Here is a 20,766-nt window from a genome sequence, read left to right on the forward strand (position 1 = left end):
TAAGACGAGCCGAAGCCCGCCCCGTTGTTCATATCCGGTCAAGTATCAGATACCGTTGCCCTGCGCTAAACATAACGACGGCAACTCGATCCCCAACCTTTAACGCATCCTTAAACGTAATCGTCGTATCCTGTCCGTTAATACTAACCTCACGCTCATGTTCGCGGAGGTGTTCGCATATTTCGCAATCTTCGGTATCTAAGTCGAAGTTAGCTTCGTCCAGCTTAACGCGAATATCCGGATACGCTATGACCGTACCTACCTCGATATCGACGTCTTTGTTATAGCCGAGCTGACGGATGATATCACGCAATTTACTCACGCCGCCGCCTTCTAATAACTGCATTCGGTCTCCTCCCTTATTGCGCTAGTACCGTAGACAGCTCGCGTGCCAGCTTCTGGATGTCCGCATCCTCGCGGATCGTTGCGTGAATCGTAATCTGTGGCGCAGAGTTTCCGCCTCCGTTACGGTAATCGCGCGCTTGTTGCGAATTGAGGACCATCTCGTCTTGGTGCAATCGCGCCGGATAGTTGTTGTATGGAACGCGGTCAAGACCCCCGGAGTGTCCTTTAACAGGGTATCCGACCGCTGCCATGCCCGCCTTAACTCCGCCCGGTGTTTTATCTCCGCCAAACTCCTGAACAATTTGTAGGTTCTCTGTTCCGGATATCTGTCGATTAGCCACACTTTTCATGTCTACGGAGAAAAACTCCTTAATCCCTGCGTTGCTCCAAATACCTTCAAGGATTGACGCACCAACCTGTACGCCTATTTTCGTTGCAGCTTCGATTATAGGCTTGGATACTTTCAACGCATTACCTAGCGTGTCTACCATCTGACTAGCCATATTCTTGATAATTCCCGATCCAGTTGAGTCATACCAAGCTTGGAAGTCTGCTGCCAGGGTATCAAATATATAGCTTATCTTGGCAGGTATATCCGGGAGCGCTTGAAATTCGGGATTATTAAAAAAGTTATCTTGGAGATATGCCGTAGCCTCATGGACTGCATTCACCGCGCCATTTACGAGCCCGCCGAACGCATCCACACCCCAATCTTTAAGTGCGGCAAATTGTGGCCCCTTCAACCATGCGTTAAACTCCGCAAGAACCGGCTTGAGACTCGTTAACGCCTCCGTCCCCATCTCCCGGAATGCACGGTTAACTCCACCGATTGCTGTACGCCATTGCCCCATAGCGGTCGTAGATTGCGCGTCGATCAGTTCGTTTGATGCGCCAAGCTTATCGAGAAATTTGTCCAGTTGGTCGAGTTGTTTTTCGAGAGGAAGCTTCTTGATTTCGTTGATGGCTGACCTTGGAACCTCGAAGCGCTCCACCAGTGACACTCCATCGCCAGAAAACAGCTCTTTTAATGCAAAAGCAGCTCCCCTGATACCTTGTTCGGGATCAATTGCGCCCAAACGTTCTGCGAGATTAATCATTTTCTCTAACTGCTTGTTGTCCTTTGTTGTCGGTATGAATGACTTACCCGCGTCCAAGAACTCATCGAGCGAGAATTGACTGACATCCGCGCGTGAGCCAACGTAGTCCATAAACTTATCTACGTTCTTCTCCGCGCTCTTACCGAACATGGCCGTAACCGTGACCTCTCTCATCTCGAACTCTGCCGCAGCCTTAATCGTTTTGTCTAGAACTTTGTCAACGGTAGCAATCGCTGCGATCGCGGCTCCAACGCCGGAAACAGCTATCGCGGTCTTAGCAGCAGCCGCTCCAAAATTCGCCATACCGCGCGTTGCGGAGATAATCGGCCGTGTTGCATTGTCGATAATACGCAAGTGTCCTACGATATCAAACGACATGTCCGGGTACCTCCCTCATCGCCTTAATCACGCGCTCGCCCATCTTCGCAGCCTTTGCGGCCTTTGCTTGCGTAAATCCCTTGTCGAAGTCGGCCAGGCACCGTTCGTATTCAACGAGCGCGCGACCATACGCTTTAACTTTACGGTTGTTGGAGCGCGAAAGTCTGCCGGCGGCCATACGGAAATCTCTGAATTGTCCAGGGAAACGCGCGGTGAACGTCCAGTCTTGCGGACTTATATACGTCAGTATTTGCTCGATTAACGCGAGTGTCTTGTTTACAGTTTCAAGATCCGATTGATGCGTGTTCATTAAGTTCCTCCTCCTTCATAATAGAAAAAGAGACCCCGGAGGGCCTCTCGCTTACTCTATCTCTCTACCTTCTGCAACGCTTGTTCTATAAACCTTGCCGTCCCGGTATGCACGCGCAGTTTCCAGCTCAGAAACACCATGTACCTGACGTGATCCACCGCGATAGTGCAACGTGAGCTCCGGAAATGCCGGTTTTACGCTCTTTTCCAATCGGTTCGGATTCGTTTCTTGCCCGGTATTAAACCAGATGTTATATGCCTCTTTACGTAGCGCGTGGAGGTTTACGATAGATTGAAGGTACTCGTATTTGGCATCCTCGATCGCCTTCAACTTCGCGTCATAGTTGTCGTGGAAGTGGCGTAAGGCTTCAACGCGAGCAAGTTCGATGGCTTCGTCGGCCAGTGCGGTGATACGACCGCTTGCGTTAATACTTACGGTGGTAGAGCGTTCTTCTGCCGCAGCGACATTCACCGTCAGTTCAGCAATCTTGCGTTGCAGGTCCGCTTCCCGCTGGACGTTCGCCTCGCTCGGGTCTGTTAGCGTGGTATTTTGGGCAACGGCGAGCTCGGAATGCGCGTCCTCTAATTGCTGCCTATACTTGGCCGAGCTATCTTGGTGGAGCTCAACCGCCTTACCTACTTTTGCCTTCTCCTCTTGGTACGCAGTAATTGCTGTCTGAACTGTTTGTGGTAGTTTCATATTGTATCTTCTCCTTTATTAGTTATTTGTGGCTGGGGCATCATCAGCCGGACGTTCATCTTCGTGATAGGAATAATAGCTTTCAGTGTTGTTAATGAAGGAACTGTACCGCACACCCAACCCCTCGCGTACGGAATCTTCAACTACTTTAAGGAAGAATTGCGATTGCTCCATATCATTAGCTGTATCCAAAGAGTTACGCGCTGCCTCTGCATCCGGCGACTCATAGCTCGCGTTCAAGTTATCGTATTGCTGCGACAAAGCTAAACGCATACCGGAAGAGTTATCCAGCGTCAGAACTGATGTAGACAAGTCCGCATAGGCTTCGGAAATCTTGTGATGGAAGTATCTCTCGTCTACTCCTTCGATGAATTGAGTAAGCTTTTGCGCGGCTGCCTTGCCATCTCTCGCGAGCATGAGTTCCGTTCTTAGCTTCCGGAATGATTCGTCGAACCGTTCAATTTTCGTTTGGTCAGGCTTCGGAATGTCGGAGTAGATTACCGCTTCTGCGTTTTTGCGAGCGTCTGCTAATAGCGCTTTAAACTCACGGTGACGTCTGTACGCCATTTGAAGCAGCTCTTTACCGCGAGTCTCACGGACTTTTGCTATTCTATTAGCGCGGCCCTCTTCTGATAGATCGCGATCTCCTTTTATTGCGTTAATTTCTTCGCGAAGCTTGTCATTAAACTGGCGATAGACACCTGTGTTCGCATTCTTTAATTCGTGGGCTTTCAAGATGCTTTCTTTCGCTTTTTGTCTACTCATTCGTAATCTCTCCTTTGTAATGGTTAATGAGCGCCAGGATAGCCGCTCTTATCTCAGCTTTTGGGATTCCGTAATTTTTCGTTGGACTGTACTCCTTGCATATTGATATCGCGGTCTTCTCGATCAAACGATATAGCCGCGCATCCTCCATCTTGGCGGCGGTACTCATGACGACATTGCGCTCGACGTGACCGTAAATCACCGATAGAAAATCCTCGCGCACATAACTGTCGATGACATAAGGCTCGAACTTAAGCGGTACCTTAGCGCCGTAGTCGACCGTAAAAGGCTCCGTAATCATCTTTTTCGCCCCTTCCGCCGACGCTTGACTTCTTCCGCATGAATTATAGGAGCCATGAACCGGATGTGTGCGCGGGAAACAGAATCACCGAACACTATCGTTATACCGTCGGAATATGAAACCTTTATCGTGCGCTCAATCATTGCGTCCCCTCCTTATAAAATACAAGCATATACCGCACCCTTTTACGTGATTTCACTTGATTTTAGACACGCAAAATAAGCGCGAGGGGTATTGTCCCTCCGCCTGTTAAAAGCTCTGTATTCACGTAAAACCTACGTAATTTCTGCCACGTTGAACAACCTCTTAGCTACGCGTTTCCTAGCGGTAGGCACGCGATACTGCATACCGGTTACCTGACCTTTGCGCTCGTACGTTGCCATTTCGTTAAAGTCCGGGTAACTACGTCGAACCTTTGCAATGACTTCCGGATCTTCCGTGTAGGCTGCGAGGTAATCAGCGCTTAGCCGCCATATTACGTTGGACAATTCGGTTCACTTCCTTAAATTAACGATTTAAATCATTAAAGTTAGAATGCAAAATAAAAGACGCTTAAAGCGCCAATTTGTCGGACTCTTTTGCTCTTTGGATTGCCAATAGCACGTCATCTCCGGTTCCGAATACCTGGGCCAATTTGATCCTCAGATCACGCGAAACATTACGTCTTCCGTTCTCCACGTCGCTCACGCACGATTGGCTGACGTTTAGTGCTTCCGCAAATTGCGCCTGCGTCATGCCGGCCATTACCCGGATACCGCGTACTCCTGATCCGTCCATATCACATACCTCCTTCGCTCATTTGGATTAACGCATAAGTCCGAAATAATTAATCAGGAACCTTCGTCCCCTTCCCTACTTACGCGGAGATGTGGACAGTACGAGGCTTGCGACAGTCTACAAACTTCTCCGTCAAAGGCTGTTCGTACATGTTGTACGTGACCACCTCGCCCCACCGTATGTCATGATTGTTTCCCTTGTATTTGTTCCGATCACTCGTCCAGCCGTACACCCCGTCCAGGTATCCCGCGCCTTCTGTTCCTTTTTTGTCAATGAGCTGAACGGTAGTCCTGCGTCCGTGCTTCTCCTTGCGCTTCTTCGCGTTATCCATTTTGGCGAGCTGCCTCGCGTTACCCTTCGGTAATTCGGAACGCTCCTGAATATTGATCAACTCCTCCGGACTGTAGAACCCGTACTCAAGTTGCATCCGGTTCCGCTCGCCCTCAAGATCAATTGTTCCATACCGTTTATTGCGTTCCCATAAAGTTTTGTACAGGCGCCGGCAGGTCGGCCCACAATTGAGTTTAGTCGCGCGTCCTTCGAATGGATGTTGGCACACTAGGCATAGCTTCCCGCCGAACTTCTCAACGGCGCCCTCTGCGTCAGCCTCGCAGTAAATCCGGACGTTATGCTTCCGCATAAACACCCGCGCTCCTGAGCCTGGCGGAACGATAAGGTCACGGTCACGCGGCATGTCGTACGGATCGCGCATGATAGACAGTCCTTTAACGTGATCTTCCGCGAGAATGTAGTCGGTTAGGCGTTCCAAGCGCTGACATTCGAGCCGCGTACGGAAGCGGCCGTCTCCGCCTACATGGTTATCGTGGTAATATTCGTCGTACAACTCCGCCATAGTCTCCGCAATCTGCAGACGCTGAGCGAGCGGTTGTTTGGCGTACGTCCGATAGTTGGCGCGTGTCCAATTCGGGAAGAGTTCGCAGGCGTTACCGGAGTAATCGTAGCGATCGACGTCGGGCGTGACGATGAGCTGTAAAGCGGGCCCTGTGCTGTATTCGACTAACTGTTTGGCTGCTTCCATGTGAATCCCTCCTTGTGGATGTTGACTGGTTTGACTTCCGCGTATCATTTGTTCTTTCTGTAAAGTCCCTCCGCGCTCTTATATCTCACCATACCTTTATGCGCGGTAACATTTATCCGCTAGGAACGAAGTGACGACGCGTGAGGGATAGTGTTCTTCTATCCCGAAACTCTGCTCGGTAATGTTTTATTTTTCTTTCTCGTTATTCTTTCTCGTTATTCTTTCTCTGGTTAAATGGCTTAACAACAGAGGAGAAATGGTTAACTATCCGAGTTTAAATCGTTTTACATCCACCTTATGATGCCTTGGGTTCCGGTTCAAATTCAGCCTGTTTTAGCTGCAATCGGTCCCTAGCCTCTTCAATCTCACGGTCCGCTGCGTCCATTCTATCTTGAAATGCACTCATCTCCTCAGCATAAATTGCGCGGAACTCTGCCTCGGTTAACGGTTCAAGCGGCTCGTAAATGCGTTTATTCGCCACCTTCCTCGACTTAGTGGCTTTTAACAGGCCGTATTTTTCGAGAACACTGATATGAGCTCGTATTTTGTACGCGGACAGCCCGGTTTGAGCGGTTATATCCGACTGGTTGAGCCACACTTTACCGTACATCGCGTGGCCCGACTTGTTCTGACGCCAGGACAGTAGATATCCGTATAGGCCCACCGTTTCCAGAGTGAACCCGTCGAGTATCGGGTACATCCGGAACAAGATATTTGGCATGCGCGCAAATCCGTCATCGTGGGCGAGTGGTTTTGTTACGTCGATTGTCATTGTTCACATCTCCTTTTTCACTATGGTTTGTATGGGAATCGGAATAATCCGCGAACCCTCTACTTTTTATGTTGCCATCTGAGAGCATTTCGCACGGTTTTTGTCTCTACTCGTTTTAACGATGCCCGCTCGCTTGCATCACACTTAACGGAAAATTTCACTATACCTTACTAGTGCCGCCCGTCTCATATCTCGGGCATATCACAGAAAAATCCTTATACTACGCTGTTCCCGACCGATTAGAATCTCGGGTAAGTTTCTCATAATATATAAGGACACCAAATTTTCAGTTTTTCATATACTTTGTGTCTAATTTGTGAACATTACATTAATCCGAAACCAATCGGAACATATGTTCGTATAACTTTATATAACAAACGGAAGAGAGCGTGCCTGAATGCGATAGCTAATCGCCACTCTCTTCGCCAGCGTTAGAAGCGCAGTTGCCGCTACACTCCGAATCTATGTTAAGCGATGTGCCTACGAGAGGTTGCCGCCTCTCCATCGCGTTAAAAGCTCCGGCCCAACCGTTGGCGCGGAAAGGCCGGATAAACTACGAACTGCATAGCGATCCAAATCGATAGTTGGCGCTACCGACTCAGTACAGTACGTTCCATGACGTGCGTCTTCTCCCCATTAGACAACCGAGCGGTTAGCGCCACCCGTGGCAGTGTCATTAGGTTCATCGAAGGTGTTCGAGCTTGAGATTAATATCTCCGCGGTCCTTTGTCCAAAGCATGATATCGATTAGGAACTGCAGCCCGTTCATCTGCTTTAGCTCCGTAATAATTGTTTCTATTAAAGCGCGGGTATCCATGCCTTCGACTTCGTTGGCGATAATCAGCCCGCCGGAATCTCCGTCAATATACAAGTGATCCATGTGCGGAGCCTTATGTACCTGGCGTAGCCAAAGATTGCCCGCGTCCATAATGAAAATGTGGCGTTCGTTCAATACATAGCCTTCGTATAGTGCGAATTGGTGATCCTCGTCAAACGGACCAAGTATCATCGAAGCAAGTTCAAGTTCAACCTTCGTGCTCATTATGCGACCACTTCCTTCACAATCATTACAAGCGCGTACACGAATTTGAGCATACGGATAAAGTTACGTTTATATGAAGTGTTTACTTCCTCGTTGTTACGCGTAGTTGGCATATTGGTAGTTGCAATCATTTGTGTTACCTCCTTCAATAATAAATCCGACTTCGGCAAGCTTGGCGGCTGACAGTGCGGCGACTCCTTCGGTTGTCCGTGGACTCAATCCGAGAATCCTCCGTAGTGCTCCCGGCAAGATAACGAGCTGCTGTCCGGACGTGAGATGCGTTACGACGAAATTGCCTCCGTGCTTCTCGCTCAGTTCGTATGTAATCCGCGAGGATAACGGATCGGATATGTCTGCGATGATGCTAAGCGCTTCAAGCTCCGCCGCGGATGCCTCAACGTTGGCTGTTCGGTTACGGCGGTTGATGCGCGGGAATACTGCTAGAAACAGGTTATGCAGAATGTTGCGTTCGATACCGTTGAGAGTGACGATGAAGCTTGCGGCGATGCGATCGCGAGTGTACGGAAGTGTTACCGTTGGAACGATTTTCATATTATTACGCCTCCTTATGGGGAATAAGTTTTTGGAGTAATTCAACCGCGCTCATGTCACGGATATTATTAATGAAACTAAGGTCACCGACTTTTAAATCGAATATTGAAGGCTCGCCGTAAGTTGTGACGTACTCTACCCCATCAAAGCTAATGCGCTCCATGACTGCGAGACTAAACTCAGTGTCAACGTAAATCGCGTGATGTTCATCTATAAGCGTGCCAGCGTATTCAATCCGCCACGGTCCATCGACGTCTACGCCTTTGGTTACGATAGTGATCGACATAATTGCGTACCTCCTTGCGGGATTTAATGCGGACCAGTACAATGTTGCTTGATAAAGATTTTCGAAACTTTTTTATACCTATATTCGTATATTCGCTTATCTGCTTTTTAGTATATACGCCTTTTAGTATAGAGTCAACACTTTATTTACGTATATCCGGATATTCGTTATAATTAAAGCAAGGGGGCATTCATGTGCGGAAAATAACTATTAGGCTTAACGAGTTAATGCAAGAACGTGGATTGACTCAAACGAAATTATCCGAGATGACAGGAGTACGCCAAGCGGCTATCTCTGAAATGTCACGGAATATAAGGGAACAGATAAATCTTCGTACTCTTGAAAAAATTGCTGACGCTCTCGAGATAGACAACATAGCTGATTTAATCAAAATTGAATATAAATAGAGGAGTGCTTCGTTTATGGCAGACACATACCCAAAATTAATAAAGACTTGTTTAACTTGTTCTGGAAAAGGAAAAATAGACTCACCTGAATTAGAACGCGATATAGACAGGATACAAGATACTCAAGGCCTTTCTTATGTAGATGCAGAGCGCCAAGCGATATCTCGGTTTAGAGGCGAACCTCACATCTTTTGTTCTGCTTGTTCTGGCAAAGGGGAAGTCTTATCGGAGCTTGGAGTAAAGGTTAAACGATTTATTAGCGAGTACAACGAGGTATAAGTGAATACATACCGGAAGACAACGAAGAGAGCCGTTAATCATACGGCTCTTTTTTGTGTGTATCTACCGTGTAATCAGCGCGTTAGGGCTTCGGTGAGGGAAGCGTACCCGGACGGCCAGGCGCGCTATATGTACGGGGATTTGACGGGGAGAACGCGGAATAACCGCAAACCCTGCGTGGGCTGCGGTTTTCGTAGTTATAAATACTTGTTTCCTCACAAGACCTGAAATGATTTCAGTTCCACTACCTCCCAAGTCTTACCAGAGGTATCAATGACACCTGTAATTCTAACTTGTTTCTTTTCTTTGTGGGCATCACAAGCACGTTTATAGTCATCTTGGTTCAACTCTAACTTCACACTATGTCTCTTATTCTCGTAGGTAGAAATTATATTAATACTACCATGTGTTAATTCTGAGTTGGATGATAATTTCGATATATACCCTTCTAGTTCGACGTCCTCAGATTTCTTTTCTCTCAAAGCTTCAGCTAAAACTTTTATTATGTGATAGTCAGATGAGTTTAAAGTAATTTTTTCTGGCAACTGTTCTGTATTCTCAATGGCTTTTGAATATTTAATCTTTGACTCCAGCTTGACCGATTCATTTTCGTCATAAAATGAAAGTAAAGCATCGCAAATGTTAGCATTAATCCCTTCCGTGTAACCTCTTTCCACTAAATCATTAAGTTTGTTATTTTCATCATTGAAGCTTTCTATTTGATGCATAGATTTGTGTATACGCTTCATTACTCTGCGTGAGAATGGTTCCGTAATGAGAGTATCGTTTTCAATAGCTATTTCTATATCGTCGTTTACAAGAGATCCTGACTCCACTGTTACTACGTAACTACCGTGGGCAGTTTGTCCCAGCTTGAAAAAATCACTATAACTTTGCGCTTTTTGTGAGGCTCTTTTAAAAACCCTTTGAGGAAGTTCTTCTGTATAGGCTGCTGAGACTATTAAGTTTTTAAGACCTTTTATTAAGTTTGATGCATAGCTTAAAGGTATGGCTCCATCTTCCGCAAACGATGAAACGATTCTAATTTCAAGTTTGTCGGTTGGTGAATCATAGCTAATTATATCTTTAAATATTAAGTCCCTACTTCTATTTTCAAAATCGCTTAAAATACCCAATGCAAAGTGCAAGCGCTGGTGGTAATCAGGGAATGACTCCTTAGCTGGTAATAAAACTGAAATCGGACTAGAATCGACAATGTCATGAGAAAAAACAAAAACATTAGGATTTGGGAAGTCCTTCATTCGGTTCCATCCATTATTTCTGAGATATCCAACAAAATTACTTAAACTTATAGTATCAAGACTCATAAGTCTTCACCCATCTTTGTTTTATTCATAAGTTCTCTTAATGACACTTCAGTTAGTACCTGATTCTTATGAATACTTACCCTGACAGTATCGGCGTTACTCGTTGGTTGCATACCTTTAAGCGAGCACCACCACGCACAATTTTTCAAAATTGTTCCTCTTTCGGATATCGTTAACCATTCATTTTGGTCCTTTGGTAGCACAAAAAGTACCAACATTCTAGGTGTACCTACTTCTTCTGAAACAAGGTCATTATAGTTCTTGGCTTTCAAATCATATTTTATGTAGTTATCTTCCTGAACAATATTTATTGTTGTCTTGAGTTGAATATCAATATTGTAACCACTATCACAGTATCTCCCATTTATTTTTTGAATATCTCTAAATATACCATCAAATCCATAGTCAAAATCAGGGCGGGAAAAATTCATTCCTGCTCTATGTGCTACTGCTATAGCGTAAGCTCTACTAAGTCCTTCCTTTATGTGGCTCTCAATCATATTATTTCTACACCTCTGAGAATATGTAAGTAGTAAACCTGACTCTAGGATACCACTCTGTAAAATTTTATGAAATAGTTTTCTATAATAGAATACATAAAATATATTAAAATCGACCTCCCAACGCATACAATCGCGTGGCAGGCGAAGCGATATTCGAAATTGGGCGCCGATTGAAGCACATTAAAGAGACGAAGATGCGTCTTTTTCACATTTGATTCCGCGCATCAAGATACCTACGGTCCGTAAAAGCAGAAAAAACGCCCACCTCCGGAGAGATGCGCTAGGTCTTGCGTATTATAGAGGACGCGGCCATTCCCATCCGTGACGCACGTATTCTTTCGCATAATCCCGCAAGTCTTCCTTCTCCGCGTCATCAAGCGTTACAGTCGCCAGATATGCGTAACACTCTTCCGCCTCATAGTCGATTACAACGTCTTCGATAACGCGGTCGCGGTCGTCTCCGAAGGATCGTTCCCGAACTTTGTGGCCGACTTGCGGCATCATACCCGTTTCGTATGCGCGGACGACTTGCGTAGAGAGTCCGGAAGTGGTTGCGATCGTTTGAACGATGATAACGTCAATTGTAGTCATGCGTAATACCTCCGTAAGAATTTATGTAGTTACATGTTCTTTTCTTTTGGTAGACTAAACTTTTCGAGCTCATTGTATATATCATCTTGGATACGGTAGTTTCGCGCAAGCTGAAATGGTATTGTGTAGTCACCAAACATATTATCCAGCACCTGATCCATATCTACTTTCTCAGCTTGATCTCGGCGCCAAGACAGATAAACTGCGTTATTCTCTCCGCCTCCTGCGTTATCAATTTTCACATCTATACACACCTCATATATGTTTGGGTTATCGAGCAATATCTTCGAATAAGCAATGAGGGAACCTCCCGCCTTCTTCACAAAGTCTTTTTCGTCCCAAAACGTACCCGGATTAATCGTGAGTTCAACTCGCTCACCGTAAACGTCCGGACTGGATACAAATTTACGGAACGTTTCGTCAGTAAGCGGAATTGCAAACGCACCTCCAACGTTATCTAAAAGGGCTTTACGAACGTTCTCCTCGGTTACTTCTGCCGTGACCCACTTAAACGCGGGCTTTACCGGCTCTGGGTCTGCCTTGGGCTCTGGAATTGGCTCCGGGTCGGGCGCTTTTGTTTCGGCCTGAACTACGGGGGTAGATGCTTGTGTACTTACTGGCTGCTCGGTCTCTTCTTCGTCAAGCCCCCCAACCATTTTCAGCAAAACGATAAATAAAACAGCGAAAATAGTAAGCTTCACATAAATCGGCATAACCTTCTTATCTCCTCGCATTGACGCGCCCCCTTTAGTCAAATATACAATTTATCCCTGTGAAAATAAAGAAGAAAAGGCGCAGCCCTCAACGGAACTTAATCCGTGAGAACTGCGCCTCATTTCATTCTTCGTTTTCCTCAACGTTTAACTTCGTTAGTCTCTTTCTCTTCGGCTGTTCATCCGCGATCTTATTTAATGGTGAAGTCTTCGCATGTTCGATCTTCAAGTCATCGTTAATCAACGCAACATATCGCTTAGTCATTTCCATCGTGGTATGGCCGAGTGTCTTTTGTACCGCGAAGGATGACGAGCCGTTTCTGATCGATTCCAAGGCGTAGATATGACGAAGGTCGTAAGGCCGGATGTGAACGCCGATCTCTTTGCTATGTCGCTCAAGCCTATCGCCCCAGACATGCCTATTCAGCGCGTTTCCTTCATACGTACAGAATATCGGAACCTTATCTGCCCATCCCTGCGGCCGCGCACGGATTAGTTTATTCATCGCCTTAATTGTTGCGTCAGATATCGGAAGATCCCTTGAACGCCGGGTCTTCGCCGTTAACGCCGTTACGTGGATTTCGCGAGCCTTGGGACGGAAATTGCTCGGCACAAGCGCCAGGGCTTCCGACGGCCGAATACCGGTATCCAGCGTCAATAAGATTAACGCGTAATCACGTAGTCCGACGAATGTTGATTGATCCGGAACCTTGAGGAGTTCGCGGAGAACTTCGATATCAACGCTGACCCGGCGACCTTCTTCACGGCGCTTCTTAAGATTAGCAAGTGGATTCTCCCTGATATAATTATTTTCTACGCACCATTTAAGGAATGTGCGTAAGTACACGAGACGACCGTTGTAAGTTGCTGGCGCTATGTCAGGCTGTGCGAGGTGTTCATATAGCATTGATTTTAGATTATGGGGAGAATCCCAGGCGTCAGGATAGCGCGACATAAACAGCGTCATGTTTCGCTCATAATCATCAATTGTATGTTTACTTAACCCCTGCACTCTCTTCCAATTAATAAACTCCGCGATGCACTCTTCCCACGTTCGAATTTTAAGGCGGCCCTCATATCGTTTCCTCATCTCTCTACTCGCTTCTTAATGAACTTACCCGTAGGTGAGAATTGATCGTGACTGCGCCGAACATCTTCCGTATCCATCTGAATATATCTTCGCATCGTACGAATATCAGACCATCCGCCCATCTTCTGTATAGTGAACGGATCAGCACCGTTAATGACCATAGCGCGCGCCCATGTATGCCGATATACGTGCGCGGTCATCTTCTTCCCTTCAACGCCCGCCTTCTCACCGTGATACTTCAACCTCTTATTAAACTGGTTCGCAGAGATGGGGTCACCGAAGCACGAAAGGAATAACCGATCCGTTGTGAAGTGCTGCCTGTTCTCATCTATAAGCTGCAGGATTAACTTCGCCACCGCGGCAGAGAACGGAACCATACGCGGCTTACGATTTTTATTGGCCTCACCGGATAATGTGATAAACCGCGTCTGAAAGTCGATGTCGCCAATACGTAGTCCGAGCATTTCAGATACGCGGCAACCGCTATCGAGCATCAACATAATGCCTACATAATCCCGGAATCCAACGAAGTCCCTCCGGTTCGGCTGCGCTAAGATGGCATTAATCTCTTCATCCGTTAGACAGTTTGTTAAGTCCACGTCCTGGCGTAGCAACTTCACTTTGCTTATCGGATTAAGTTCAATTAACTCGTCGCGCTCAAGCTGATTGAAGATCGCCTTTAACGTTCGTATACGGATATTAACGGTCGTGTCCGATAAACCTACGCGCTGACCCTCCGCAGATATGTGCTTATGTCCTTCATAACGAACGCGATCGTACTTCATATACGAAATGTGGTCACGAATAATACCGATGTCGATATGCTCAATGAGCGTGATATTTGGATGGAACTCGCGCAGCCAGGTAACGAAATAACCGTAATGCTTTGCGTAATCCGTGAGCGTCCTTTCGCGTAGTCCCTCCACCTTCTTCGCGCTGATTACGAAATCAAGCGCCTGTTCTAATGTAAGTTCCGGGTATAGACGTACATCACGCGCGCCAACTGGAGCACGCCGTTCTCGTTTCTTTAACGCCATAACAAAAAGACCTCCACAACGTAGTTAGTACGAGACTAATACGCCACAGAGGCCGTGATCCACAACCCTGAAAAGGCATTTCAAGGGTTGATAACGTTCATCGTCCGGGGTTGTTAACCTACCGAAATACCTGCGCAATCCGCAATCCCCACCGTTTAGGCTACCGTTACAGGCTTGCGCCCGTCATCCGTTACCGAATGCGCTCAATCCCGCGTCAGATTAACAATCCTTATCCGGTACGCCCGCTTCTTCCTTCGTACGGAAGGATGAGCCGCAGCCGCATGTTGCCACTGCATTCGGGTTGTGAATGGTGAAACCGCCGGACATGCCGGATTCTTCAAAATCAATTTCGAGGCCATTCAGATATTTCAGGTTTTCCTTCTCCACAACTACCTTCATATCCTGAATATCCATATAGAGGTCATCATCGGATTCTTTATCGTCAAAGCCCATGGCGTACGAAAAGCCGGTACAACCGCCCGGTGCTACGCCAAGACGCAAGAACATACCAGGTGTCTCTTGCTGTGCAAGCATTTCTTTCAATCTGTCAGCAGCTGTTTCGCTGATGTTAATCATGCCAGGTCACTCTCCTTTTTCATATAAAATCATGTTCAAAAAGGGCGCTTTTCAGTACCAAGAAGATGGGATGAAGATAGAAATGGAGTAGCGGAGCGTAGGCAAAACTACGTGAGCAACGGACATTTCGGCTGAATCCCATATTCGACGCTGAGATGCCCCTAGGCATCCTTCGTAATCAAAAGCGTACTTTTTTGAACAACCTTTCGTTAACTCTTCTTTAAATTATACTCCACCCCGTCAAGGGCCTCAAGTCATGTTTGCCTGTTTCCGCGTTCCCCCTGAACTCCTTTTTCTTCCCAGTGTATTGAACCCCCGGGACACGAGGTTTATAATGAGTAGGTGATCGCCTTGAAATGTCGATATTTTGTCATGACTTATTCAGGTGATGGTCATATATGGAGTTGTAATTTTTTTCACATTTCGAGACTGCATGCAGTCCCCAATGCATATAGAGTCGTAAGACTCATTTTAATGAAAAAATTAGTTTTACGTACGCAGCACACGCTGCACCGGGTAATGAAGAGTTAGTTCATATGAGAGGCGGCTGATGTCCGCATCTTTTCTATGTGGTTCTGTAGCAAGTCCTACACGCCAACTCGAATCCGGTAAAGAACAGGAGGATACAACATGTCTACATTGGTAACACCGTTCACAGACAAAAGAATGGCTGAAATCGTGGAGAAAGTGCAGAACGGCGTAAGGCTGAGCGTTGAAGACGGCGTTTATCTGTATGAAACAGATGATCTGCTGACTTTGGGCCAACTGGCTAATGAGGTCAACCTGCGGAAGAATGGCAAGAAAGTGTATTTTATTGAAAACATGAGCCTGTATTTTACCAACGTATGCGAAGCACACTGTGCTTTCTGTAATTTCCGCAAAGACCAGGGCGAAGATGGTTCTTACACGTTGTCCGGTCAGGAAATGATTGATTACGTAGAACAGCATATTCACCCAGGTGTACGTGAGTTCCATATTGTAGGCGGACATAATAACCATGTTCCTTTTCAATATTATGTCGATTCCTTGCGTGCTTTAAACGAGAAATATCCTGACGTTACGCTGAAGGCATACACGGCAGCCGAGATTGATTTCTTCACCCGGATCAGCGGACTGAGCATCAAGGAAGTATTACAGGAACTTCAAAAAGCAGGTCTGAAATCACTGACTGGCGGCGGCGCCGAGATCTTGTCCGATGAATACCGCAAAAAAATGCGTGTAGACAAAGCGAACGTTGATCGCTATCTGGAAGTGCACCGTACTGCTCATCATCTGGGCATGCGTACGCATACCACCATGCTTTATGGATCCATTGAATCCTATGAAGACCGCGTAAATCATATGGTACAGATTCGTGAGCTGCAGGATGAAACCAACGGTTTCATGGTCTTTATCCCGCTTTCCATGCAGCCAAAAAGCAAAAACGCCAGCATCATGCGTCGTAACTCAGCGTACGAGGATCTCAAAACGATTGCAATCAGCCGCCTGATGCTGGACAACATCGATCATATCAAAGCCTACTTCATCAACATCGGTCCACAGCTGACTCAGGTCGCCCTTGGATTCGGTGCCTCGGATGCACACGGCACGATCGTTCGCGAACGAATCAGTCATGCAGCAGGCGCACTTACGCCTGAAGGACTCACACGCAAAGAGCTCATATGGCTAATTAAGGGTGCTGGGCGCATTCCTGTGGAACGCGATACGTTCTACAATGAAATTCAAGTGTACGAATAGCTATTGCACAAGCATCATTCCCATAAGCGACTTTCATTCTACTCGGGAGCGTTTGGCGTGGAATGGTGCATACTACTGAAATATATCTGTAATTTTAAATGCCAATTTTCAATCCATTCAAATCTACATTAAAAAAGGAGCAGCTATGTTATTGCATAGCTGCTCCACAGGTTACAGCCCCGTTCACGCGGGACTGATGCAGAAAGGAAGCCGAGTCATGAAAAATTTTGTCATTCTAGGAGGCGGCTACGGTGGCCTCACAATTATCAAAGAACTTTTGGAAGGCAAGATCCCGTCGGATACACAAATCGTGTTGGTTGACCGCAGTCCCTTCCAAGGATTGAAAACTGAATATTACGCACTCGCAGCAGGGACCGTGTCCGATTATGACCTGCGTATCCAATTTCCCGTCAGTGACAAAGTCACTTATCGTTACGGAGAAGTCACTTCGATCGACCTGGAACAGCGCCAGATTGAATTTGAAGGCCAGGACCCGCTGGAATATGACAAGCTCGTGATTGGACTTGGGTGTACAGACCGATTCCACAATACACCCGGCGCTGAGGAATATAGCTGTACGATTCAAAGCTTCAGCAAAACACGGGAAACCTACCTTCGTCTTAACGAAGTCAAAGCCTATGGTAATGTGCATATCGTCGGCGGTGGATTGAGCGGCGTCGAGATCGCTGCCGAGCTTCGTGAGAGCAGACCGGATCTGAACATCAGCATCCTGGACCGTGGTGAACGCGTGTTATCCGCATTTCCACAACGTTTATCCGCTTATGTTCATGAATGGTTCGGCGAACATCAGGTCGAGACACGCGGACATATCGCCATTTCCCGACTTGAACCGAATGCCATTTTCAACCGGGATGAAGAAATTCTAACGGATGCGGTGGTCTGGACTGCCGGAATTCAGCCCGTAAAAGTCGTACAGGATCTCGATGTAACCAAGGACCCGCAAGGCCGTGTCGTCCTGAACGAATATTATCAAATTCCCGAATATACCGATGTGTATGTGGTAGGTGACTGCGCCAGCGTGCCGTATGCACCAAGCGGTCAGGCTGCCGAAGTACAGGGTGAACAAATCGCCCATATTCAGCATGCCCTCTGGAAAGGGGAAAAGCCCAATCCGCAGCCGCTTAAGCTTCGTGGCACACTCGGTGCACTTGGCAAGAAGGCTGGATTTGGGCTGATGGGCAAAACGTCCATGATGGGACGTGTGCCACGTATTTTAAAAAGCGGCGTGCTCTGGATGTCCAAGCGTCATCTCGGTTAATCGAGATCCAGCTCATCCCACGCATCGGCTTCGGCAATTTTGGCCAAGATGGCGTTATATAAATCCTCCACTTTGTCGGTAATGACAAGCTCGCCATTCACCAATGCAAATGGAGTCATGTAACATTGGCCGCAATTGCTGAGGCAGCCGTATTCTATCACATCATAGTCTGGATTTTCTTCCAGTTGATCCATGACTTCATCTGTACCAAAATGCATATTATTGGCACAAAATTCAATAATCGGTCTCATGTAGGTTCACCTGCTTTGTTTGACCATTTTAATTTATGGCCATTTGTAATATAATATAGTAAGGAAAGGAGTTGAAAAAAATGAGCGAAAACGCACAAAGCACCATGTACGATGAGGTATCTGATGTGCTTGACAAACTTCGTCCGTTCCTGCAGCGCGATGGCGGTGACGTGGAACTGGTCGACGTGGAGGACGGCATCATTAAGCTGAAACTGGTCGGTGCCTGCGGCAGCTGCCCAAGCTCCACCATTACCTTAAAAGCCGGGATTGAACGCGCCCTTCTTGAAGAAGTTGAAGGTGTCGAAGAAGTCGTACAAGTATTCTAATCAATCCTTCACGAAATAAACCTCAAGAGCCTTTCGCTTCCCATGAAGCGGAGGGCTCTTTTTTTGTGCAATTGAAGGCAGTCCCTTTTTTCATCGAACCTGATTATGCCTTATCCTTGCATTTCACGCCTAAGTCCGCACTTCGCCATCCTCACGCTGTATATTGGGACGAATCGGATCAAGTCCTCCAGATACATCCATAATATTGCCTGTTATAAAATCGGAATGATCCAGGCACAGATAGGTGATCACTCGCGCAATATCTTCACCGCTTCCAGGACGCCCTCTCGGCGTTTCCCCGTCGGCTATGCCAGCCATCTCATCAATTGTTTTCTCTTTGTTGGCACCGCGGATATCCCCCGGACATACCATATTAACTGTGATGCCGTAAGGAGCTTCCTCCACTGCAAGTGTCTTTGTAAATGAAACCAGACCTACCTTCGCAGCTGCGTAAACCGCCCGATGGGGCCATGACCTCGCTTCTCCTGCATGACTGAAGCCAAAATGTATAATTCGTCCCCACTGCTTACGTCGCATCTCTGGCAATACACGCTGGTCCAACAGCATCGGTCCAAGCAGGTTTCCTTGCACAAGCATCTGAACCTCATCTTCCGAATACTCGGCAAACCGTCGACGTTCGCGGACAAATGGACCCGCGTTGTTCACCAGAATATCAATGCTGCCCAATCTCTCTTCAACCTGAGCAACCAGCATGGTGATCTCTTCTGTCTTGGAAATATCGGCCTGGACGGCAATACAGCGCACACCCTTGGCTATGATCTGAGCCTTTAATGCCTCAGCTTCCGTACGGCTATGTACGTAATTCAGGGCAATATGGCACCCTTGATCTGCAAGACTGAGGGCCGTCATTTTACCAAGACCTTTGGCACTTCCCGTTATGAGGGCAATCTTTCCCTTCACGTTCATCCCCCTCTTCAAAGAGCAGTCACTCATCCAGTATAAAAGATTTATCATCCCCCCACAACTCGCGTTTCCCACCAATCTGTACCATTTGCAAAAAAGTGTAAATTAAGGACTAAATACTTATCTTTTGATGGACTAAATTATATCAACTTAGGTCTTTTGGAGGAAAATCAACCCTTTATCTCCATATATCTCTTGCCTGTTCTAAATGGCTATGATAATGTCGTTAGGTCCTTGTTTTTTAAACAAAAAGTTCCAAATACATAAATAAATTCATTATAGAATTGAACAGCACTTTTTCAGACTACACCGAAAGGAATTCGCTATGAAAAACAAAAACAAACGATGTTTTCTTGCACTTCTATTGGTAAGTTTGTTAACACTTTCTTTTGCAGTACAGGTATTCGCATCAAGTGAGACCGACAAAGCACCCGATGAATATGACTGGATTGACGGACCAGCATCCGTTTCCCTGGATAATAAGGCCACTTTGGAAATACAGGAAAATAACTACTTTCTAGATAAAGCTAATACACAACGATCCATGTTAAACATGGGGTCAAAACCTAACGGGAATGAGATTGGAAGTCTATACAGTGATAGCCAATTCGGTTCCTTGTATGTAGTGTTTGAGTATGTTAAAACAGGTCATATTGATGATAGGGAGCAGAATCTGGATGCCAATGAACTGTTAAGCAGTTATATCCGGGGCACGGAAGAAGAAAATAGAAATGCTGCCCCTGAAGATAAAATGTACGTAACAGGGTGGGAAATTGAACCGACATATGACAGTAGCAATCATCGTTTAATTTATTCTCTTGGTTTCAAGGATGCTTACCAGCAATCCATGGTCAATTACAACGTAAAGCTCCTGACACGTGAAGGATACATCACAGCCATTCTTGTCACAGAAACAGCCAACTTTCAGCAGAGTCGCCTTGCATTCGAAGAGATGGTTCTTAACAGGCTCAGCATAAATACAGGTTACACTTACGAAGATTATGATGCTTCCACTGACAAAACATCGACCGTCGGACTCAAAAGCCTTTTGGTTGGCGGAATTGGTTATACGGCGGGCCAAAAATTCAGCATACTGATTCTGCTAAAAAAAGGGTGGCCTTTTATCGTTATCGTATTTCTTGCCCTATTGGGCTGGAACAAATACAAAATGAAAACGTCGAACAAAGACGAAGCCATGCTATCCCCCACGGAGAAGGCCTATCTGCAAGATGCGGATGAACAGCAGTATGCTGAACAAAACGAATTATCTTATTATCGCAAATCTGGACAGCAATCCGAAACGAAACGAACATAACCAAAGACAGTAAAAAGGCCATGCATCTCTTGTTCAGAGATATACGG

The 20,766-nt window shown here is 46.4% G+C and carries 30 protein-coding genes; 7 read left to right on the top strand and 23 right to left on the bottom strand.

Annotation, left to right across the window (positions count from 1 at the left end; genetic code table 11):
• Positions 1-28 precede the first annotated feature (28 nt).
• The 9 genes from JNUCC31_RS09005 to JNUCC31_RS09045 all read right to left on the bottom strand — a co-directional run bounded on the left by JNUCC31_RS09005 (position 29) and on the right by JNUCC31_RS09045 (position 5,441).
• Entirely contained in the window at positions 29-346 is a 318-nt protein-coding gene (locus JNUCC31_RS09005) for a DUF2577 family protein (protein ID WP_192270600.1), read from the bottom strand.
• 13 nt (positions 347-359) lie between these two features.
• Complete coding sequence (locus JNUCC31_RS09010) at positions 360-1,616, bottom strand: hypothetical protein (protein WP_192270602.1); 1,257 nt, start codon at positions 1,614-1,616, stop codon at positions 360-362.
• Positions 1,617-1,809: 193 nt separating this feature from the next.
• Complete coding sequence (locus JNUCC31_RS09015) at positions 1,810-2,130, bottom strand: hypothetical protein (protein ID WP_192270603.1); 321 nt, start codon at positions 2,128-2,130, stop codon at positions 1,810-1,812.
• A 51-nt stretch (positions 2,131-2,181) separates the two neighbouring features.
• Entirely contained in the window at positions 2,182-2,829 is a 648-nt protein-coding gene (locus JNUCC31_RS09020; RefSeq protein WP_192270604.1) for a hypothetical protein, read from the bottom strand.
• Positions 2,830-2,847: 18 nt separating this feature from the next.
• Positions 2,848-3,594, bottom strand: coding sequence for a hypothetical protein (locus tag JNUCC31_RS09025; protein WP_192270605.1), 747 nt, complete (start codon positions 3,592-3,594; stop codon positions 2,848-2,850).
• A complete protein-coding gene (locus tag JNUCC31_RS09030; protein ID WP_192270606.1) occupies positions 3,587-3,895 on the bottom strand; it encodes a hypothetical protein in 309 nt (102 codons plus the stop codon). Before JNUCC31_RS09030 ends, JNUCC31_RS09025 begins: the two co-directional genes overlap by 8 nt.
• 275 nt (positions 3,896-4,170) lie before the next feature.
• Positions 4,171-4,383 (bottom strand): hypothetical protein, encoded by a 213-nt coding sequence (locus JNUCC31_RS09035; RefSeq protein WP_192270607.1) that lies wholly within the window; start codon positions 4,381-4,383, stop codon positions 4,171-4,173.
• Positions 4,384-4,447: 64 nt separating this feature from the next.
• Positions 4,448-4,672 carry a helix-turn-helix transcriptional regulator gene (locus JNUCC31_RS09040; protein WP_192270608.1) on the bottom strand — a complete coding sequence of 75 codons (225 nt, stop codon included), beginning with the start codon at positions 4,670-4,672 and terminating at the stop codon, positions 4,448-4,450.
• A 79-nt stretch (positions 4,673-4,751) separates the two neighbouring features.
• On the bottom strand, positions 4,752-5,441 hold the full coding sequence (locus tag JNUCC31_RS09045) for a hypothetical protein (RefSeq protein ID WP_228469588.1): 690 nt from the start codon (positions 5,439-5,441) through the stop codon (positions 4,752-4,754).
• A gap of 45 nt (positions 5,442-5,486) precedes the next feature.
• Between JNUCC31_RS09045 and JNUCC31_RS33225 the strand changes: the two genes are divergently transcribed.
• A complete protein-coding gene (locus JNUCC31_RS33225; protein ID WP_228469589.1) occupies positions 5,487-5,666 on the top strand; it encodes a hypothetical protein in 180 nt (59 codons plus the stop codon).
• A gap of 340 nt (positions 5,667-6,006) precedes the next feature.
• On the opposite strand, the gene JNUCC31_RS09050 is transcribed toward JNUCC31_RS33225, so the two are convergent.
• The 5 genes from JNUCC31_RS09050 to JNUCC31_RS09065 all read right to left on the bottom strand — a co-directional run bounded on the left by JNUCC31_RS09050 (position 6,007) and on the right by JNUCC31_RS09065 (position 8,363).
• Entirely contained in the window at positions 6,007-6,483 is a 477-nt protein-coding gene (locus JNUCC31_RS09050) for a helix-turn-helix domain-containing protein (RefSeq protein WP_192270611.1), read from the bottom strand.
• 682 nt (positions 6,484-7,165) lie between these two features.
• Positions 7,166-7,525: a hypothetical protein gene (locus JNUCC31_RS09055; protein ID WP_192270613.1), complete on the bottom strand. Its 360-nt coding sequence runs from the start codon at positions 7,523-7,525 to the stop codon at positions 7,166-7,168.
• Entirely contained in the window at positions 7,525-7,656 is a 132-nt protein-coding gene (locus JNUCC31_RS33780) for a hypothetical protein (protein WP_267132504.1), read from the bottom strand. The genes JNUCC31_RS09055 and JNUCC31_RS33780 overlap by 1 nt, the downstream gene beginning before the upstream one ends.
• Positions 7,622-8,077, bottom strand: a complete 456-nt coding sequence (locus tag JNUCC31_RS09060) for a hypothetical protein (RefSeq protein ID WP_192270615.1) — start codon at positions 8,075-8,077, stop codon at positions 7,622-7,624. Before JNUCC31_RS09060 ends, JNUCC31_RS33780 begins: the two co-directional genes overlap by 35 nt.
• 4 nt (positions 8,078-8,081) lie before the next feature.
• Positions 8,082-8,363, bottom strand: a complete 282-nt coding sequence (locus JNUCC31_RS09065) for a hypothetical protein (RefSeq protein ID WP_192270617.1) — start codon at positions 8,361-8,363, stop codon at positions 8,082-8,084.
• Positions 8,364-8,557: 194 nt separating this feature from the next.
• Here JNUCC31_RS09065 and JNUCC31_RS09070 point away from each other — a divergent pair, with 194 nt between their 5' ends.
• Together JNUCC31_RS09070 and JNUCC31_RS09075 are read left to right on the top strand one after the other, a co-directional pair.
• Positions 8,558-8,770 carry a helix-turn-helix domain-containing protein gene (locus JNUCC31_RS09070; RefSeq protein ID WP_192270619.1) on the top strand — a complete coding sequence of 71 codons (213 nt, stop codon included), beginning with the start codon at positions 8,558-8,560 and terminating at the stop codon, positions 8,768-8,770.
• Positions 8,771-8,785: 15 nt separating this feature from the next.
• On the top strand, positions 8,786-9,049 hold the full coding sequence (locus JNUCC31_RS09075) for a hypothetical protein (RefSeq protein WP_192270621.1): 264 nt from the start codon (positions 8,786-8,788) through the stop codon (positions 9,047-9,049).
• 215 nt (positions 9,050-9,264) lie between these two features.
• On the opposite strand, the gene JNUCC31_RS09080 is transcribed toward JNUCC31_RS09075, so the two are convergent.
• The 7 genes from JNUCC31_RS09080 to JNUCC31_RS09110 all read right to left on the bottom strand — a co-directional run bounded on the left by JNUCC31_RS09080 (position 9,265) and on the right by JNUCC31_RS09110 (position 14,887).
• Complete coding sequence (locus JNUCC31_RS09080) at positions 9,265-10,377, bottom strand: hypothetical protein (RefSeq protein WP_192270623.1); 1,113 nt, start codon at positions 10,375-10,377, stop codon at positions 9,265-9,267.
• Positions 10,374-10,877 carry a DUF4365 domain-containing protein gene (locus JNUCC31_RS09085; RefSeq protein ID WP_192270625.1) on the bottom strand — a complete coding sequence of 168 codons (504 nt, stop codon included), beginning with the start codon at positions 10,875-10,877 and terminating at the stop codon, positions 10,374-10,376. Before JNUCC31_RS09085 ends, JNUCC31_RS09080 begins: the two co-directional genes overlap by 4 nt.
• Positions 10,878-11,174: 297 nt before the next feature.
• Positions 11,175-11,471: a hypothetical protein gene (locus tag JNUCC31_RS09090; protein WP_192270627.1), complete on the bottom strand. Its 297-nt coding sequence runs from the start codon at positions 11,469-11,471 to the stop codon at positions 11,175-11,177.
• A gap of 29 nt (positions 11,472-11,500) precedes the next feature.
• Positions 11,501-12,205, bottom strand: coding sequence for a hypothetical protein (locus JNUCC31_RS09095; RefSeq protein ID WP_192270629.1), 705 nt, complete (start codon positions 12,203-12,205; stop codon positions 11,501-11,503).
• Between the two features lie 103 nt (positions 12,206-12,308).
• Positions 12,309-13,151: a tyrosine-type recombinase/integrase gene (locus JNUCC31_RS09100; RefSeq protein WP_228469590.1), complete on the bottom strand. Its 843-nt coding sequence runs from the start codon at positions 13,149-13,151 to the stop codon at positions 12,309-12,311.
• Between the two features lie 119 nt (positions 13,152-13,270).
• A complete protein-coding gene (locus tag JNUCC31_RS09105; RefSeq protein ID WP_192270631.1) occupies positions 13,271-14,311 on the bottom strand; it encodes a tyrosine-type recombinase/integrase in 1,041 nt (346 codons plus the stop codon).
• Positions 14,312-14,530: 219 nt separating this feature from the next.
• Positions 14,531-14,887 carry a HesB/IscA family protein gene (locus JNUCC31_RS09110; RefSeq protein WP_062324086.1) on the bottom strand — a complete coding sequence of 119 codons (357 nt, stop codon included), beginning with the start codon at positions 14,885-14,887 and terminating at the stop codon, positions 14,531-14,533.
• Between the two features lie 630 nt (positions 14,888-15,517).
• Between JNUCC31_RS09110 and mqnE the strand changes: the two genes are divergently transcribed.
• Positions 15,518-16,624: an aminofutalosine synthase MqnE gene (mqnE, locus tag JNUCC31_RS09115; RefSeq protein ID WP_192270633.1), complete on the top strand. Its 1,107-nt coding sequence runs from the start codon at positions 15,518-15,520 to the stop codon at positions 16,622-16,624.
• A 217-nt stretch (positions 16,625-16,841) separates the two neighbouring features.
• Positions 16,842-17,903, top strand: coding sequence for an NAD(P)/FAD-dependent oxidoreductase (locus JNUCC31_RS09120; protein ID WP_063566178.1), 1,062 nt, complete (start codon positions 16,842-16,844; stop codon positions 17,901-17,903).
• On the opposite strand, the gene JNUCC31_RS09125 is transcribed toward JNUCC31_RS09120, so the two are convergent.
• Entirely contained in the window at positions 17,900-18,154 is a 255-nt protein-coding gene (locus tag JNUCC31_RS09125) for a YuzB family protein (protein ID WP_063566116.1), read from the bottom strand. The genes JNUCC31_RS09120 and JNUCC31_RS09125 overlap by 4 nt on opposite strands.
• Positions 18,155-18,234: 80 nt before the next feature.
• On the opposite strand from JNUCC31_RS09125, the gene JNUCC31_RS09130 reads away from it, so the two are divergent.
• Positions 18,235-18,480 (top strand): NifU family protein, encoded by a 246-nt coding sequence (locus tag JNUCC31_RS09130; RefSeq protein WP_192270634.1) that lies wholly within the window; start codon positions 18,235-18,237, stop codon positions 18,478-18,480.
• A 129-nt stretch (positions 18,481-18,609) separates the two neighbouring features.
• On the opposite strand, the gene JNUCC31_RS09135 is transcribed toward JNUCC31_RS09130, so the two are convergent.
• Positions 18,610-19,401 (bottom strand): SDR family oxidoreductase, encoded by a 792-nt coding sequence (locus tag JNUCC31_RS09135; protein ID WP_192270635.1) that lies wholly within the window; start codon positions 19,399-19,401, stop codon positions 18,610-18,612.
• A 328-nt stretch (positions 19,402-19,729) separates the two neighbouring features.
• On the opposite strand from JNUCC31_RS09135, the gene JNUCC31_RS09140 reads away from it, so the two are divergent.
• Positions 19,730-20,719, top strand: coding sequence for a DUF2167 domain-containing protein (locus JNUCC31_RS09140; protein WP_192270636.1), 990 nt, complete (start codon positions 19,730-19,732; stop codon positions 20,717-20,719).
• Positions 20,720-20,766: the final 47 nt, after the last annotated feature.

Source organism: Paenibacillus sp. JNUCC-31, assembly GCF_014844075.1.
Lineage (GTDB): Bacteria > Bacillota > Bacilli > Paenibacillales > Paenibacillaceae > Paenibacillus.

Bases quoted from the DNA above. Each gene is read 5' to 3' on its own strand.
- JNUCC31_RS09005 (WP_192270600.1), bottom strand. From the start codon at position 346: ATGCAGTTATTAGAAGGCGGCGGCGTGAGTAAATTGCGTGATATCATC.
- JNUCC31_RS09010 (WP_192270602.1), bottom strand. From the start codon at position 1,616: ATGAGAGAGGTCACGGTTACGGCCATGTTCGGTAAGAGCGCGGAGAAG.
- JNUCC31_RS09015 (WP_192270603.1), bottom strand. From the start codon at position 2,130: ATGAACACGCATCAATCGGATCTTGAAACTGTAAACAAGACACTCGCG.
- JNUCC31_RS09020 (WP_192270604.1), bottom strand. From the start codon at position 2,829: ATGAAACTACCACAAACAGTTCAGACAGCAATTACTGCGTACCAAGAG.
- JNUCC31_RS09025 (WP_192270605.1), bottom strand. From the start codon at position 3,594: ATGAGTAGACAAAAAGCGAAAGAAAGCATCTTGAAAGCCCACGAATTA.
- JNUCC31_RS09030 (WP_192270606.1), bottom strand. From the start codon at position 3,895: ATGATTACGGAGCCTTTTACGGTCGACTACGGCGCTAAGGTACCGCTT.
- JNUCC31_RS09040 (WP_192270608.1), bottom strand. From the start codon at position 4,672: ATGGACGGATCAGGAGTACGCGGTATCCGGGTAATGGCCGGCATGACG.
- JNUCC31_RS33225 (WP_228469589.1), top strand. From the start codon at position 5,487: ATGGTTATCGTGGTAATATTCGTCGTACAACTCCGCCATAGTCTCCGC.
- JNUCC31_RS09050 (WP_192270611.1), bottom strand. From the start codon at position 6,483: ATGACAATCGACGTAACAAAACCACTCGCCCACGATGACGGATTTGCG.
- JNUCC31_RS09055 (WP_192270613.1), bottom strand. From the start codon at position 7,525: ATGAGCACGAAGGTTGAACTTGAACTTGCTTCGATGATACTTGGTCCG.
- JNUCC31_RS33780 (WP_267132504.1), bottom strand. From the start codon at position 7,656: ATGATTGCAACTACCAATATGCCAACTACGCGTAACAACGAGGAAGTA.
- JNUCC31_RS09060 (WP_192270615.1), bottom strand. From the start codon at position 8,077: ATGAAAATCGTTCCAACGGTAACACTTCCGTACACTCGCGATCGCATC.
- JNUCC31_RS09065 (WP_192270617.1), bottom strand. From the start codon at position 8,363: ATGTCGATCACTATCGTAACCAAAGGCGTAGACGTCGATGGACCGTGG.
- JNUCC31_RS09075 (WP_192270621.1), top strand. From the start codon at position 8,786: ATGGCAGACACATACCCAAAATTAATAAAGACTTGTTTAACTTGTTCT.
- JNUCC31_RS09080 (WP_192270623.1), bottom strand. From the start codon at position 10,377: ATGAGTCTTGATACTATAAGTTTAAGTAATTTTGTTGGATATCTCAGA.
- JNUCC31_RS09085 (WP_192270625.1), bottom strand. From the start codon at position 10,877: ATGATTGAGAGCCACATAAAGGAAGGACTTAGTAGAGCTTACGCTATA.
- JNUCC31_RS09090 (WP_192270627.1), bottom strand. From the start codon at position 11,471: ATGACTACAATTGACGTTATCATCGTTCAAACGATCGCAACCACTTCC.
- JNUCC31_RS09095 (WP_192270629.1), bottom strand. From the start codon at position 12,205: ATGCGAGGAGATAAGAAGGTTATGCCGATTTATGTGAAGCTTACTATT.
- JNUCC31_RS09100 (WP_228469590.1), bottom strand. From the start codon at position 13,151: ATGACGCTGTTTATGTCGCGCTATCCTGACGCCTGGGATTCTCCCCAT.
- JNUCC31_RS09105 (WP_192270631.1), bottom strand. From the start codon at position 14,311: ATGGCGTTAAAGAAACGAGAACGGCGTGCTCCAGTTGGCGCGCGTGAT.
- JNUCC31_RS09110 (WP_062324086.1), bottom strand. From the start codon at position 14,887: ATGATTAACATCAGCGAAACAGCTGCTGACAGATTGAAAGAAATGCTT.
- mqnE (WP_192270633.1), top strand. From the start codon at position 15,518: ATGTCTACATTGGTAACACCGTTCACAGACAAAAGAATGGCTGAAATC.
- JNUCC31_RS09120 (WP_063566178.1), top strand. From the start codon at position 16,842: ATGAAAAATTTTGTCATTCTAGGAGGCGGCTACGGTGGCCTCACAATT.
- JNUCC31_RS09125 (WP_063566116.1), bottom strand. From the start codon at position 18,154: ATGAGACCGATTATTGAATTTTGTGCCAATAATATGCATTTTGGTACA.
- JNUCC31_RS09130 (WP_192270634.1), top strand. From the start codon at position 18,235: ATGAGCGAAAACGCACAAAGCACCATGTACGATGAGGTATCTGATGTG.
- JNUCC31_RS09140 (WP_192270636.1), top strand. From the start codon at position 19,730: ATGAAAAACAAAAACAAACGATGTTTTCTTGCACTTCTATTGGTAAGT.